A 13,637-nucleotide genomic window follows, 5' to 3' on the forward strand; every position below is an offset into this window, starting at 1 on the left:
CGCAATGACAGCCTCACAAGTCAGCAATGACATCCTTCAAACCAGGCCGCACCACACCGCCACGCGGTGAACCATATCGCTCCACAGCGCCCAGATCGCGACCAGGGCCAGCATCAATCCGGCCAATCGCGTTCCCAGGTCCTTGAACCGGCCATTGCCTGCATCACGCAGTCGCAGGAACAACCACGGCGCGGCCGTCAGCGACAGCCCGCTGCCCAGCGCAAACAGCGCCATCGCAATCGCGCCATCGAGCGGCCCGCCGCTGAGCGAAGCCACCAGCAGCGCGGAATACAGCAGGCCGCACGGCATCAGCGCCCATAGCGTGCCGGCCACCAGCACGCCGCCCTGCCGACTCGCCAGCGGCCGCACGCGGGTCCATGCGAGCCGACCCGCACGCCCCGCCCACATCGGCTGCCGGGCCAGCACCAGCAGCGCCAGGCCCCACGCCAGCACCGCCAGATGAAAGAACATCCAGATCGGCCGCAACGCAGCCGCATTGGACGTGAGCCAGGCCAGGCTTTGCACCGCGCCAGCCGCAGCCGCGCCAGCGGCCGTGTAACCCGCGAGGCGTCCCAGCTGGAACAAGGCGGCGCGCTGGAACGCCGGATGGCTTGCAGGGCTCGCGGGCCGCGAAGGGATCGCAGTTGCAAACGTGATCGGATGGGTCATCACCTGCGCGCCGCCTGAGGCATCCCGTGCATCGCCCACACCCCGTTCACCCCCTGCACCCTGCCCATCCGACCGATCCCCAGGCCTCGTGATGGCGCCGCATGCAGCGCCGCACATGGCGATGCAATGTGGCCCGCCCGCCAGGCCCATGAGCAGCGCCGAGAACGCAAGCGCGGTGGACAAGGTCGTGCCTTCAGATGATGCGCGAGAACTTCGCGCGGTTGCGGTCGGCCTGCAGGTAGCGGTCGAACACCATCGCGACCGCCCGCACCAGGTACCAGCCGCTTTCAGTCACTTCGATGCCGGTGTCGGTGACGCGCACGAGGCCCTGCTCGACCAGCTGGTCCATCTGCGCGAGTTCCGGCGCGAAGTACCTGCGAAAGTCGATGAGCCATGCCACTTCGATCGACTCGAACATCACCTGGCCCTGGCACATCAGCACCATGATGACCGCGCGGCGCACCAGGTCGTCACGGTTGAGCGCAAGGCCGCGCACCACCGGCAGGCGCCCCTGGTCCAGGTGGTCGCAATACTCTTCCATCGTCTTGGCGTTCTGGCTGTAGGTCGCGCCGATACGGCCGATGGCAGAAACACCCAGCCCGATCAGGTCGCAGTCGGGCTGCGTGCTGTAGCCCTGGAAGTTGCGGTGCAACCGCCCCTGGCGCTTGGCCACGGCGAGCGAGTCCGTGGGCAATGCAAAGTGATCCATGCCGATGTATTCATAGCCTGCCTTGATGAAGCCATCGATCGACTGAGACAGCATCGCCAGCTTGGAACTCGCACCGGGCAGATCGGCCGACACGATGCGCCGCTGCGGCTTGAAGCGCTCGGGCAGGTGCGCGTAGCCATACATTGCCACGCGGTCGGGCCGCAAGGCGCAGACCTGCTCCAGCGTCTGCGCGAATGATTCGGGCGTCTGTTTGGGCAGGCCGTAAATCAGGTCGACATTGATGGAATCGAAACCGATGGCGCGTGCCTGCTGCATCAAGGCGGCAACCTGTTCCAGCGGCTGGATGCGGTGCACCGCCTTCTGCACCTCCGGATTGAAGTCCTGCACCCCAAAGCTGATCCGGTTGAAGCCGAGCGCGGCGAGCGCGTCGAGCCGCTTGCCATCGACCGTGCGCGGATCGACCTCAATCGATCGCTCGCCACCGGCGGCAAGGTTGAAGGTGCGGCCCAGCATGTCCATGAGCTGGCGCAGCTCGGCATCGGAGAAGAAGGTGGGCGTGCCACCACCCAGATGCAGCTGCGTCACCGTCTGGCCGTTGCCGAGCGCAGCGCCATGCAGATCGATTTCGCGCGCCAGATAGGCCAGGTAGCCCGTGCTGCGCGAATGGTGCTTGGTGATGATCTTGTTGCAGGCGCAGTAGTAGCACAGCGACTCGCAAAACGGGATGTGAACGTAGATCGACAGGGGCGCCGCTGCCGCCGCGCCCTGCTGCCTCTGCACGAGCGCCTGGGAGTAGTCGGGCGCAGCGAACGCCTCGACGAACCGGTCGGCCGTCGGGTAGGAGGTATAGCGCGGGCCGGAGATATCGAATCGGCGCAGCAGGTCGGATGAAACTACGGTCATGGACAAGACGTTTTTTTAGTTCGCCGACTTTGCACCGCCAGACGCCGCTGCGACTTGATCCATGTCACGAACCAGCGTCATCCGCAGTGCGAATCCGTCATCGCCTTCGGTGACGGCAAATCCGACGCTGCGAGCCAGCGCCAGCATCGCCGCGTTCTCGCGCAGGCACTGCCCGATGACTTCTGTCGTGCCGCGCGCACGCAGGTAGTTGAGCAGCTTGTCCATCATCACCCGGCCCAGCCCGTGCCCCTGCCATGCCGATGCCACCTGTATCGCAAACTCCGCGCGGATGTTGTCCGGGTCACACACCGCGCGCACCTCACCTGCCATGCGCTGGTTGCCGAATTCATCAGCCGGTGTGAGCGCGATGAAAGTCATCTCGCGGTCGTAGTCGATCTGGCTGAAGCGCGCGAGTTCCGAGGTCGGCACTTCGCGCCTGGCCATGAAAAACCGCAGCCGCATGTCTTGCGGCGAACACTTCGCATAGAAAGCCTTCAGCCGGTTTCCGTCTTCGGGGCGTATAGGTCGCAGCAGCAGCTGCGTGCTGTTGACGGTGACGCGTTCTTCCAGCTTCTGCGGATACGGCCGCAGGGCAAGCTGCGCACCAGCGGCCGTGCCGCGCAGCCGTACGCGCACGCGTGCATCGAGCGAGATCGCGCCCTGCGCATCGACCACCAGCGGGTTGATGTCCAGCTCGGCCAGGGACGCGAGGTCGCAGGCCATCTGCGACAGCCGCACCAGCGCATCGACAACCGCCTGTTCGCTCTTGGCCGGTGCGCCGCGATGGGCAGCGAGCATGGTGCGCACACCGCTGCGATCGATCAGGTCGCGCGCCAGCAGGTCGTTCAGGGGCGGCAATGCAATGGCGTGGTCCTTCGACAGCTCGACATCGGTGCCACCCCGGCCAAACAGCAGCACCGGCCCGAACACCGGGTCGCTCGCGATGCCAGCAATCAGTTCGCGGCCATGCGGGCGCTTGACCATGCCCTGCACCGCGAAACCCGCGATCTGGGCACCGGGCACCAGGCGCGCGGCTTGCTGGCGCATGCGAACGGTGGTGTTGCGCACCTCGTCGGATGAATCCAGTCCCAGCGCGACGCCGCCCACATCCGACTTGTGCACGATCTGCTGCGAGACCAGCTTCACCGCGACCGGAAACCCGATGTCCACTGCTGCCTGCGCAGCCTCGTCACCGGTGCGCGCCATTCTTGTCGGCGCTGTCTCGATGCCGTACGCACGCAGCAAGGCATGCGCTTCTTCCGGATCCAGCCATTCGTGGCCGGCATCGACGGCCCGGCGCACGATGGCCAGTGCGCGATCGCGTTCCGGGGCAGGCCCGGTTTCGCGGTCGTCAGGCACCTGGTGCAACGATTCCTGGTTGCGGTGGTAGTCGGCCAGCTGCAGCCATGCGCCCACTGCGCGTTCGGGTGTGCTGTACCAGGGCAGGCCCTGATACGAGAAAGAGCTGCGGGCACCTGCTACCGCGTTGCCTCCCATCCAGCAACTGAGTACCAGCTTGGACGCATTGCGGATATGCGGCAGGCATTCGAGCGCGATGTCGGAAGCCGGCACGATGGCCGTCGGCGCATGCATGAAGATGACGCCATCGACTTCCTGCGCCGACAGCAGCACGTCGAGCGCCTGCGAATACCGCTGCGTGGGTGCATCGCCCACGATATCCACCGGATTGCCATGCGACCAGCTCGGCGGCAGGCAGGCATCGAGCGCCTTCATCGTCGCATCCGACAACTGCGCGAGATTGCCGCCGGCCAGGGCCAGTGCGTCGGCAGCGAGCACGCCCGCACCACCGCCGTTGGTGAGCAAGGCCACCCGCTCGCCACGCCAGCTGTGGGGATGGGCCAGCGTGCCTGCTGCATCGAACAGGGCCTCCAGCGTGTCCACCCGCAACATGCCCGCCCGGCGCGCTGCGGCGTCGAAGACCGCATCGGAGCCGGCCAGCGCACCGGTATGCGAGGCGGCTGCCTTCGCCGCAGTGGGCGAACGGCCCGCCTTCACGACGATGACCGGCTTGTTGCGCGACGCCGCGCGCGCGGCCGACATGAACTTGCGGGCCGCCTTCACGGATTCGACGTACAGCAAGATGGCGCGCGTGTTCGGATCGCTGGCCAGATAGTCGAGCACATCGCCGAAATCGACATCGGAGCTGTCGCCCAGCGAGATGAAGTGAGAAAAACCGATGCCGCGTTCGTTGGCCCAGTCGAGCATGGTGGTCGCAAGCGCTCCCGACTGCGTGACGAATGCGAGCGAACCGGCCAGTGCATTGCCCGGCGCAAAGCTGGCGTTCAGGCCGATGCCCGGGACCAGCGCGCCAATGCAGTTGGGGCCGAGGATTCGCAGCAGATACGGCTTGGCCGCCGTGAGCATCGCCTGCTCCAGGGTGATGCCACTTTCTTGCGCCGGCTCCCGAAGTCCCGCCGCAAAGACGATGGCCGCGCGCGTGCCCTTCGCGCCCAGCTGCGCAATCACCGACGGCACCGAGGCGGCAGGCGTGCAGACGATCGCAAGGTCGGGCGCTGCCGGCAACGATGCGACATCGGGCCAGGCCTTCTCGCCGCCGACCAGCTCATGGTTCTTGTTGACAGCCCACACCGGCCCGGTCAGGCCGCCTGAGCGCGCATTGCGCAACACGACGTTGCCCACACTGCCGGGCCGGTCCGATGCGCCGATGACGGCGACAGACCGGGGCTGGAACAACGACTCCAGGTTGCGAACGCTCATGAGGACGACTTCTCTTGCGGCGTCCGCACGAGCAGCACCGGCACGGGTGCATGACGCACGATCTGTTCGGCATCGCTGCCCATCAACAACCGGTCCACGCCGTGGCGGGCGTGCGTGCCGACCACGATGAGGTCGGCGTCCCAGCCGGTCGCTTCCGATGCGATCAGCTCGCAGACTCGGCCTGTGACGCCGATGATCAAGGCACCTTCGGCCAGCACCTGCTTTTGCGCTGCGCGGGCGCAGGCCGCTGCCAGCAGCTTTTCGCCAGCCTCGCGCATGCGCGGCACGATGTCGCGCATCAGCGCCACTGCGGGCTCGAACCCATTGGTCCAGGTCAGCTCATCCATGACGTGCACGATCCGCAGCCGGGAGCCGCTGACCTCGCCCAGCGCGATGGCTTCGTCCAGCGCCCGCCAGGAAGCTGCGCTGTCGTCAAACGGAACGAGAATTCGGTGAAAGCGTGTCATGTCTTGCGTCTCCATCTGCGATGCGGTTTCACGATATCGTGCCAGCTGGCGCCTGGGTTTGACACAGGTCAATCGAAAGCCGCCGCAACGGGCAAACACTAGGCTGTCTGGGTTCATTGTTCTGGAGAGAGATATGTACAAGCGATTCCTCGTCCCGGTCGACGGCAGCGAGACATCCAACAAGGCGCTGGTGACGGCGCTGCAGATGGCGCGTGACGCCGGCGGTGCCATGCGCCTGGTTCACCTCGAAAACGAGCTGGCCGCGTTAGGCATTGGCGACGTGGACCCGAGCATCGTCGAAGAGCTTCTGGAACTGGGGCACCAGGCTGCGCAGAAAGTCATCGCAGACGCGACGGCCATAGCCGAATCGGCCGGCGTGGCGGTTGAAAGCCACCTGGTCACCGCGATGGGCGAGCGCCTGGGCGATGTGGTCGCGCGCGAGGCCACCGACTGGAACGCCGACCTCATCGTGGTGGGCAGCCACGGCAGGCGAGGCATCGGACGCGTGCTGCTGGGCAGCGGCGCCGAGCAGATCATGCGCATGGCGCCGGTGCCGGTGCTGGTGATCCGCTGAACGGCTGGTCAGCGCGGCTTCTCGCGCCGGTAGATCAGGTGGTAGGCCAGGCTCACCAGCCCCGCCCCACCGACCAGGTTGCCCGCAATCACCACCGCGAGATTCGCGGCCATGCCGCCCACCGTCACTGCCGCATCGACAGACCCAACCCCAACCCCAACCCCAGCCCCAGCCCCCGACTGGATCAGCATCGCCAGTGGCATCAGGTACATGTTGGCGATGCTGTGCTCGAATCCGGCGGCAACAAACGCGCTAACCGGAAGCACCACCGCAATCGCCTTGTCGATCACGCTGCGACCCGCCATCGCCATCCACACCGCCATGCAGACCAGCACGTTGCACAGCACGCCGCGCACGAAGGCCTGCTCCCACGGCAGGTCTTGCTTGGCAAGGGCGATCTTCACGACCGTACGGCCGATCGCGCCGTTGCCCATCTCGGTGTGCCCGCTCAGGTAGACGGCCAGCGCGAGCGAGGCGGCGCCGGCAAAGTTCGCCAGGCAGACCACGATCCAGTTGCGGGCCACTGCGCGCCAGCCGATCAGCCCGTCGGCCCAGGCCATGACCAGCAGGTTGTTGCCGGTGAACAGCTCCGCGCCGGCGACCACAACCAGCACCAGACCCAGCGAGAACACAGCCCCACCCAGCAGTTGCGACGTGGCCAGGCCCAGGGAGGCGTCGGCCTTCACGATGACAAACAGCAAGGAGCCAAAGCCGATGAATACCCCCGCCAGCAACCCCAGCATGGCGAGGGGCACCAGGGCCATGCGCGCCTTGGCGACGCCAGCCTCCTCCACCCTTCTCGCGATCTGTGCGGGCGCGTACGCATCGGAGCCAAAAAGTTCGGTGCTCATGGGCAGAGTGTGCGTGGTCACGGTCGCCCGCGGTTGACAAGGATCAAACCGGGCAGCGCCTAACGCTCCAACAATGCGGGTGTAACCAGAGGAGCCCTCATGAACACCAACACCGATCCCGCCCGCAAACGCATCGTCATGGCCTTGCTGCAACGCGAAGCCGAACTGCGCGCCGTCCTGCAGTCGGAAACCGCCGCCATTTCACAGGCAGGAGGCGCTCCGGGCGAGGTGACTGACTTCAAGGACCTGGCCTCCAGTGAATCGCTCACCGCGATCGACGCGATCCAGGGTGACCATGCGGCCACAGAACTCGCGCAGGTCGGCGCTGCGATGCGCAGGCTGCAGGATGGCACCTACGGCACCTGCACGGACTGCGGCGTTGCCATCGACGAAAAACGCCTGCTGGCGATGCCGGCCGCGCCGCGCTGCACGGCTTGCCAGGCGATCGCCGAACAGGCGAGCGGGCACGGACACACGCATTGACAAGACAGCAGGAGGCATGACATGTACCAGCGAATCCTCGTGCCGATTGACGGCAGCACCACCTCCAACCGAGCGCTCACTGCGGCCATCGGCATGGCCCAGGCGTTCAGGGGGCGGCTGCGGCTGATCTACGTGGTGGACGAAGCCGCGTACGTCACCGGTTACGACCCATCGGGCGGCTATTCGGGTGAGTTGATCCGCGTGATGCGCGAATCGGGCGAGAAGATTCTCAACGAGGGCATGTCACTCGCAAAAGCTGCAGGCATTGAAGCCGACAGCATGCTGTTCGACACGTTTGGCGAACGGCTCGGAGAAGTTGTGGCCAAGGCCGCCAAGCTGTGGAACGCCGACCTGGTGGTGGTGGGCACGCACGGCAGGCGCGGGTTCAGCCGGCTGCTGCTGGGCAGTGGCGCGGAACAGGTCATCCGGCTTGCGCCGGTGCCGGTGCTGGCGATACGGGCGGCTGAGGAGGATGTGGACGGGCACGGGGGTTAAAACGCGGCTGTCATGCCGGACTCGATCCGGCATCCACCGCGAAGCGGACGCTGCGCCTGGTCGACGATGGATTGCGGATCAAGTCCGCAATGACAGCCTCTTTTTCAAGTGCGCGATGACGGCCTGTCTTCAGATCTCCGATGACAGCTCAGTTGGCACACGCGCATTGAGCGCCCGCAGCTGCGCCTGCAACTCCTCGATCGTGCGCAGGTAGTCCACCAGCAGTCCCATCGTGAAGATGTCCAGGTCGAAGATCGCGCGCTGCCTGGCGGCTTCACGCAGCGGCCACAGGGCTTGCGCGTTGAAGCCTTCAGGCGCCTCGCGCGAAACGCAAAATTGCAGCACGCCGTAGTCCAGCAACTCGCTGAGCTCTTCCAGCGTCAGGCCGCAGGCGAGCGAAAGCTCCGTGGCGTCGAGCACGCCCGGTTCATGCAGATGCGCGTTCATGGGCGGTGTCCTTGTCGTTGTCCTTGCCGCTGCCAGCGCGGGCATGGAATGTTGATACCTTGGCGAGCTGTTCGAAAAGATCGCGCTCGGCAGGTGTGAGCGTGGCTGGCACATCGATGTGCGCGACCGCATACAAATCGCCACGACCGCCTTTGCCATCGGCAAGGCCCCGTCCACGCAGGCGAAGCTTTCGCCCGGCGCGCGTGCCAGCCGCCACCGTGAGCACCACCGCGCCGTCGAGCGTCGGCACTTCAACTTCGGCGCCGAGCGCGGCTTCCCAGGGCGCGAGCATCAGGTCGAACTGCAGGTCGCGGCCATCGACCCGGAACACGCGATGCGGCAACAGGTGGATGTGCAGATAGATGTCGCCATCCGCGCCGCCATGCACGCCCTTGCCACCCTTGCCGCGTAGCCGCACCCGCTGGCCGTCGGCCACACCGGCGGGCACCGTTACCTCCAGCGTGCTGGTGCCGCCCTCTTCGCGTGCCAGGTCCAGGTTGAGCGTGGTGCCCCGATGCGCCTGCTCCAGCGTGAGCTTGACCACGGTTTCGTAATCACGGCCGCGCTGCGGATGGGTTGCACCTCGGCCACCATGCCCGCCGCGCGCCCTGCGGCCCAGTGACGCGAGCAGGTCGGCCAGGTCGGCGTCGTCGAAGCTGTGCGTATCGAACCCCCCGCCGTTCCAGTTGGGCGGCGGCGAAAAATCCGCGCCGGGTTCACGCTGGCCCAACTGGTCGTAGGCGGCGCGTTTTTCGGGGTCCTTGAGGGTGGCATAGGCCTCGCCGATGTCCTTGAAGCGTTCCTCGGCACCGCTGGCCTTTGACACATCGGGGTGGTGTTCGCGGGCCAGCTTGCGATAGGCCTTCTTGATGGCGTCGGCGTCCGCGTCGCGGGCCACGCCGAGCACGGCGTAGTAGTCCTTGTATTTCACGGCGGCATTTCCTTGGGGCTCGGGTTCTTTTTGCACTATGCGCGCGGCGCAGGGGCATGCAGTTGAGAAAGATCAAGCCCGCCGCACGCCCTGCTGCCTACAGTCGCAGCAACATGAACTCTGCAGCCACCGCCGAGCCCATCCTGCACATCCACGGGTTGACGCGCACGTACGGACAAGGCGACACGCAGGTGCGTGCATTGAGCGACGTGAGCCTGGACATCCGCAAGGGCGAGTTCATCGTGCTGCTGGGCGCTTCGGGCAGCGGCAAATCGACGCTGCTCAACATCCTGGGCGGGCTGGACCTGCCCACTTCAGGCGAAGTCGATTTCGACGGACACCGGCTCACCGGCGCGACCGATGCCGAACTCACCCGCTACCGCCGCGAGCATGTGGGCTTCGTGTTCCAGTTCTACAACCTCATTCCCAGCCTGACCGTCGCCGAAAACGTGGCGCTGGTGACCGATATCGCGAGCGATCCGATGCCGGTGGACGAAGCGCTGGCACTGGTCGCGCTCATGCCGCGGCGCGATCACTTTCCGTCGCAGCTCTCTGGCGGCGAACAGCAGCGGGTCGCCATCGCGCGCGCGATCGCCAAGCGGCCGCAGCTCTTGCTGTGCGACGAACCCACCGGCGCGCTCGACTACGCCACCGGCAAGCTGGTGCTGGAAGTCATCGCGCGCATCAACGCAGAGCTGGGCACCACGGCCATCGTCATCACCCACAACGCGGCCATCGCAGGCATGGCAGACCGGGTCGTGCGGCTGGCCGACGGGCGCGTCGCCAGCATCGAGAAGCCCGAACGCCGTCTCACGCCGGCAGAGCTTTCCTGGTGATTGCATGAAGGCGCTCGACCGCAAGGTGCTGCGCGACCTGCGCCTGCTGTGGAGCCAGGCACTCACGATTGCGCTGGTGGTGGCCAGCGGCATCGGCGGCTTTCTGGCGATGCTGTCGGCGGTCGATTCGCTGGCCCATGCGCGCGACAGTTTCTATGCGCAAGGACACTTTGCCGACGTGTTCGCATCGGTGCGCCGCGCGCCCGATTCAATGGCGCAGCGGCTGGCCGAACTACCTGGCGTCGTTGACGTGCAGACCACGGTGGAGTCGATGGCGCGCGTGAGCGTGCCCGGCAGCACCGACCCTGTCATCGGCCAGCTGATCGGGCTCGACACGCTGCGGCCGCAACGCCTGAACCTGGTGCTGCTGCGATCCGGCCGCCTGCCCGAAGGCGGCTCGCGCGGCGGCGAACTGGAGACGCTGGTGACCGAAAGCTTTGCGCAGGCGCACAAGCTGCGCCCCGGCGCGACCGTGACGGCGCTGGTCAATGGCAAGCGCCGCACCTTGCGCATCACCGGCACCGCCCTGTCCCCCGAGTTCATCTTTGGCGGCCAGATGGGCGTGCCCGACCTGCGATCGTTCGGCGTGTTCTGGCTCGACAAGGCAGAGCTCGCTGCGGCCACCGACATGACCGGCGCATTCACGCGCGTTGCCTTGAAGCTCGCACCCGGCGCATCGCAGCCCGCAGTGATCGATGCCGTCACGCGGCAACTCGCGTCGCTGGGCGGATCGCAGGCGCATGGACGCGACGAGCAGGCCTCGCACGCGATGCTCGACAACGAGATCAAGGAGCAGCGCGTACTGGGCACGGTGCTTCCTGCGATCTTTCTCGCGGTCGCCGGGTTCCTCTTGCATGTGGTCACCGCGCGGCTGGTCGCCACGCAACGCGAACAGGTGGCCGCGCTCAAGGCGCTGGGCTACGACAACACCGCGATCGCGATGCACTATCTCAAGCTTGTCACGCCAATGGTGCTGGGGGGCTACCTGCTGGGCGTGGCGCTGGGCAACTGGCTGGGCACCGGCATGACCCACCTGTATGCGGACTTCTTTCACTTCCCGAGTTTCGAGCACAGCATCCCGTTGACGCTGGCGTTGATTGCGCTGCTCATCGTGGGGCTCACGGCCGTGCTGGGCACGCTCACGGCCATCGCTGCGACGGTGCGGCTGTCTCCTGCGGAAGCGATGCGCCCGCCGTCACCGGGCAACTACCGCCGTGCCCTGCTCGAACGCGTGCCGCGCCTGCCCGTGGGCCCTGCCCTGCGCATGATCCTGCGCAACATCGAGCGCAGGCCGCTGCGCGCAGCGGTGACAACCGGCGGCATTGCCGCTGCTGTCGCTGTCGTGGTGATGGGCAACTTCTTTAGGGACGCGATGGATGCCATCGTGCACACGCAGTTCAATGTGGCGATGCGCGGCGACCTGATCGTGTGGGCGACTGACGCGGTCGATGCGAGCGCGGCGCGTGAACTGGCACGGCTGCCGGGCGTGACGCAGGTGGAAACCGGCCGGCGCATTGCGGTGCGCTTCATCAAGGGATCGCGCAGCGAGAACAGCGTGGTCGATGGGCAGGCCGCCGTGCCGGTGTTGCAGCGCGTGGTCGATGTGGACAGCCAGATTGCACTGGCAGGCACGCACGGCGTACTCATGACCGATCGCCTGGCCGACAAGCTGCGCGTCAAGCCCGGAGACACGGTGACAATGCAGGTGCGAGACGGCAAACGGCAGGAGCGCGAGGTGGTGATCGAGCGGACCGTGCGCGACATGATGGGCCTGAACGCCTTCATGGAGCGTGATGCGCTCAACCGCCTGCTCGGCGATGGCGACCTGGCCAACAACTTCAGCCTGCGGGTGGAAAAGGATTCGCTGCCGCGCGTGCTCGAAGCCACGCAGCAATTGCCGCGCATTGCAGGCGCTTTCAGCAAGTCGACCCTGCTGCGCAACATGCAGGAAGTGACCGCGCGCAACATCCTCATCATGAGTTCCATCCTCACTGCGTTCGCCGTGGTGATTGCGGTGGGCGTGGTCTACAACAACGCGCGCATCGCGCTGGCTGAACGCACCTGGGAACTCGCAAGCCTGCGCGTGCTGGGTTTCACCAAGGCCGAAGTGTCGATGCTGCTGCTGGGCGAACTCGCGCTGGGTATCGCCATCGCCCTGCCGCTGGGCATGTTGCTCGGGTGGTCGCTGACCCACACCGTGGTCGCGCTGATGCGGTCTGACCAGTTTCTGTTTCCGGTCGTGATTCAGGCACGCACCTACGCATGGGCAGCGATTGCAGTGGTAACGGCAGGTGTGGCCAGCGCGCTGGTCGTGCGCAGGCGCATCAACGGGCTGGACATGGTCGCAGCCTTGAAGACAAGGGAGTGATCCGCATGATGAACAAAAAGACATGGGCCGGCGCTGCCGCAGGCGTTGCAGTGGTGGCGGCGCTCGTATGGGCCTTCGCGCCCAAACCGGTCGAAGTGGAGACCGCAGCAGTGGAGCGAGGACGCTTCGAGCAGAGCATCGACGAGGACGGCCGCACGCGGCTGCGCGACCGATACGTGGTCTCGGCTCCGGTGACCGCGCGCGTCTCGCGCATCTCGATGCGCGAGGGCGACCGGGTCGCGGCTGGCGATGTCATTGCGGTGCTGACGCCGGTGATGGCGTCGCTGTACGACGAGCGCAGCATGCGCGAGGCCACCGCGCGCGCCAGGGCCGCGCAGGCAGGGGTCGCGGGTGCCGATGCGCACGTGGAGCGGGCGCGGGTTTCGCAGGAAGAGGCGCGGCTGGAGCTGCAACGCACCGCGCGGCTGGCCAGCGAAGGTTTTCTCTCGGCATCGCGGCTGGACAGCGCGCGCCTGGCGTTGAGCGGCGCGCAGCGTGAGTTGCAGGCCGCTCAAGCTGCGCGCGAGGTCGCTGTGTACGAGCGCGCACAGGCCCAGGCCGCCGTGCAGCCCGCCTCGCCGCAATCACCTGCGGGGCAGCCGCTGTCGATCCGCGCGCCGATCTCGGGCGTGGTGCTGCGGTTGCCGGTGCAAAGCGAAGGCACGATCGCTGCTGGCGCAGCACTGATGGACATCGGTGATCCGTCGCGCATGGAGGTGGTGGCGCAACTGCTCACGACCGATGCGGTGAGGGCTGTGCCCGGCACGCGGGCCGTCATCGAGCGCTGGGGTGGACCGGCACTGGAAGGCCGCGTGCGCCGCGTGGAACCGGCTGCGTTCACCAAGGTTTCTGCGCTGGGCATCGAGGAGCAGCGCGTCAATGTGCTGGTGGACGTGACAGACCCACCGCCCGCGTGGCTGCAAATGGGAGACGGCTTTCGTGTCACGGTGCGCGTCGTCGTGGTCAGCGCCGCAGATGCAACCCTGGTGCCCATAGGCGCGCTGTTTCCGAACGCCGACGGCGGCATGGCCGCTTACGTGATTGACGGCTCGCGCGCACGCCTCGCGCCTGTGGATCTGGCCGCGCGCAACGCCAGCATGGGCTGGATTCGCAGCGGGCTCAAGCCGGGTGAGCGGGTGGTGGTTTACGCACCGCCTTCGGTCTCGGACGGCAGGCGCATCAAGTTGCGCAAGCCCTGACCGCC

General features: G+C 66.6%; 13 protein-coding genes. 6 read left to right on the plus strand and 7 right to left on the minus strand.

Translation table 11 applies throughout. From position 1 onward, the window contains the following. Positions 1–36: 36 nt before the first annotated feature. The 4 genes from AQ12_RS07985 to AQ12_RS08000 are packed head-to-tail and all read right to left on the minus strand — an operon-like array spanning position 37 to position 5,448. Positions 37–852: a sulfite exporter TauE/SafE family protein gene (locus AQ12_RS07985; RefSeq protein WP_152682722.1), complete on the minus strand. Its 816-nt coding sequence runs from the start codon at positions 850–852 to the stop codon at positions 37–39. A 10-nt stretch (positions 853–862) separates the two neighbouring features. Further along, a complete protein-coding gene (gene hemN / locus AQ12_RS07990; RefSeq protein WP_048439354.1) occupies positions 863–2,242 on the minus strand; it encodes an oxygen-independent coproporphyrinogen III oxidase in 1,380 nt (459 codons plus the stop codon). 15 nt (positions 2,243–2,257) lie between these two features. Next, a complete protein-coding gene (locus AQ12_RS07995; protein ID WP_048439355.1) occupies positions 2,258–4,981 on the minus strand; it encodes a bifunctional acetate--CoA ligase family protein/GNAT family N-acetyltransferase in 2,724 nt (907 codons plus the stop codon). Next, positions 4,978–5,448: a universal stress protein gene (locus tag AQ12_RS08000; RefSeq protein WP_048439417.1), complete on the minus strand. Its 471-nt coding sequence runs from the start codon at positions 5,446–5,448 to the stop codon at positions 4,978–4,980. The genes AQ12_RS07995 and AQ12_RS08000 overlap by 4 nt, the downstream gene beginning before the upstream one ends. A gap of 133 nt (positions 5,449–5,581) precedes the next feature. On the opposite strand from AQ12_RS08000, the gene AQ12_RS08005 reads away from it, so the two are divergent. Further along, positions 5,582–6,022 carry a universal stress protein gene (locus AQ12_RS08005; protein WP_048439356.1) on the plus strand — a complete coding sequence of 147 codons (441 nt, stop codon included), beginning with the start codon at positions 5,582–5,584 and terminating at the stop codon, positions 6,020–6,022. Positions 6,023–6,030: 8 nt separating this feature from the next. Here AQ12_RS08005 and AQ12_RS08010 read toward each other — a convergent pair whose 3' ends face one another. Continuing rightward, the gene (locus tag AQ12_RS08010) at positions 6,031–6,873 is read right to left on the minus strand and encodes a formate/nitrite transporter family protein (protein WP_048439418.1); all 843 of its coding nucleotides are present in this window, start codon (positions 6,871–6,873) and stop codon (positions 6,031–6,033) included. Positions 6,874–6,972: 99 nt separating this feature from the next. On the opposite strand from AQ12_RS08010, the gene AQ12_RS08015 reads away from it, so the two are divergent. Both AQ12_RS08015 and AQ12_RS08020 read left to right on the plus strand, forming a co-directional pair. Next, on the plus strand, positions 6,973–7,356 hold the full coding sequence (locus tag AQ12_RS08015) for a TraR/DksA family transcriptional regulator (RefSeq protein ID WP_048439357.1): 384 nt from the start codon (positions 6,973–6,975) through the stop codon (positions 7,354–7,356). 21 nt (positions 7,357–7,377) lie between these two features. After that, on the plus strand, positions 7,378–7,851 hold the full coding sequence (locus AQ12_RS08020; protein WP_048439358.1) for a universal stress protein: 474 nt from the start codon (positions 7,378–7,380) through the stop codon (positions 7,849–7,851). A 129-nt stretch (positions 7,852–7,980) separates the two neighbouring features. Here AQ12_RS08020 and AQ12_RS08025 read toward each other — a convergent pair whose 3' ends face one another. Continuing rightward, positions 7,981–8,298: a hypothetical protein gene (locus AQ12_RS08025; RefSeq protein ID WP_048439359.1), complete on the minus strand. Its 318-nt coding sequence runs from the start codon at positions 8,296–8,298 to the stop codon at positions 7,981–7,983. Continuing rightward, the gene (locus tag AQ12_RS08030; protein WP_048439419.1) at positions 8,279–9,229 is read right to left on the minus strand and encodes a DnaJ C-terminal domain-containing protein; all 951 of its coding nucleotides are present in this window, start codon (positions 9,227–9,229) and stop codon (positions 8,279–8,281) included. Before AQ12_RS08030 ends, AQ12_RS08025 begins: the two co-directional genes overlap by 20 nt. Before the next feature lie 113 nt (positions 9,230–9,342). Between AQ12_RS08030 and AQ12_RS08035 the strand changes: the two genes are divergently transcribed. Genes AQ12_RS08035 through AQ12_RS08045 form a run of 3 tightly spaced genes read left to right on the plus strand, consistent with a single transcriptional unit; the run spans position 9,343 to position 13,632 of the window. Next, positions 9,343–10,065 carry an ABC transporter ATP-binding protein gene (locus tag AQ12_RS08035; protein WP_048439420.1) on the plus strand — a complete coding sequence of 241 codons (723 nt, stop codon included), beginning with the start codon at positions 9,343–9,345 and terminating at the stop codon, positions 10,063–10,065. Between the two features lie 4 nt (positions 10,066–10,069). Next, positions 10,070–12,433, plus strand: a complete 2,364-nt coding sequence (locus AQ12_RS08040) for an FtsX-like permease family protein (protein WP_048439360.1) — start codon at positions 10,070–10,072, stop codon at positions 12,431–12,433. Between the two features lie 5 nt (positions 12,434–12,438). Then, positions 12,439–13,632, plus strand: coding sequence for an efflux RND transporter periplasmic adaptor subunit (locus AQ12_RS08045; RefSeq protein ID WP_082151472.1), 1,194 nt, complete (start codon positions 12,439–12,441; stop codon positions 13,630–13,632). Positions 13,633–13,637 lie beyond the last annotated feature (5 nt).

It is taken from the genome of Caenimonas sp. SL110, from assembly GCF_001044395.1.
Taxonomy (GTDB): domain Bacteria; phylum Pseudomonadota; class Gammaproteobacteria; order Burkholderiales; family Burkholderiaceae_C; genus Ramlibacter.

Coding starts and splice junctions, on each gene's coding strand:
- hemN (WP_048439354.1), bottom strand. CDS start 2,242: ATGACCGTAGTTTCATCCGACCTGCTGCGCCGATTCGATATCTCCGGC.
- AQ12_RS07995 (WP_048439355.1), bottom strand. CDS start 4,981: ATGAGCGTTCGCAACCTGGAGTCGTTGTTCCAGCCCCGGTCTGTCGCC.
- AQ12_RS08000 (WP_048439417.1), bottom strand. CDS start 5,448: ATGACACGCTTTCACCGAATTCTCGTTCCGTTTGACGACAGCGCAGCT.
- AQ12_RS08005 (WP_048439356.1), top strand. CDS start 5,582: ATGTACAAGCGATTCCTCGTCCCGGTCGACGGCAGCGAGACATCCAAC.
- AQ12_RS08010 (WP_048439418.1), bottom strand. CDS start 6,873: ATGAGCACCGAACTTTTTGGCTCCGATGCGTACGCGCCCGCACAGATC.
- AQ12_RS08015 (WP_048439357.1), top strand. CDS start 6,973: ATGAACACCAACACCGATCCCGCCCGCAAACGCATCGTCATGGCCTTG.
- AQ12_RS08020 (WP_048439358.1), top strand. CDS start 7,378: ATGTACCAGCGAATCCTCGTGCCGATTGACGGCAGCACCACCTCCAAC.
- AQ12_RS08025 (WP_048439359.1), bottom strand. CDS start 8,298: ATGAACGCGCATCTGCATGAACCGGGCGTGCTCGACGCCACGGAGCTT.
- AQ12_RS08035 (WP_048439420.1), top strand. CDS start 9,343: ATGAACTCTGCAGCCACCGCCGAGCCCATCCTGCACATCCACGGGTTG.
- AQ12_RS08040 (WP_048439360.1), top strand. CDS start 10,070: ATGAAGGCGCTCGACCGCAAGGTGCTGCGCGACCTGCGCCTGCTGTGG.
- AQ12_RS08045 (WP_082151472.1), top strand. CDS start 12,439: ATGATGAACAAAAAGACATGGGCCGGCGCTGCCGCAGGCGTTGCAGTG.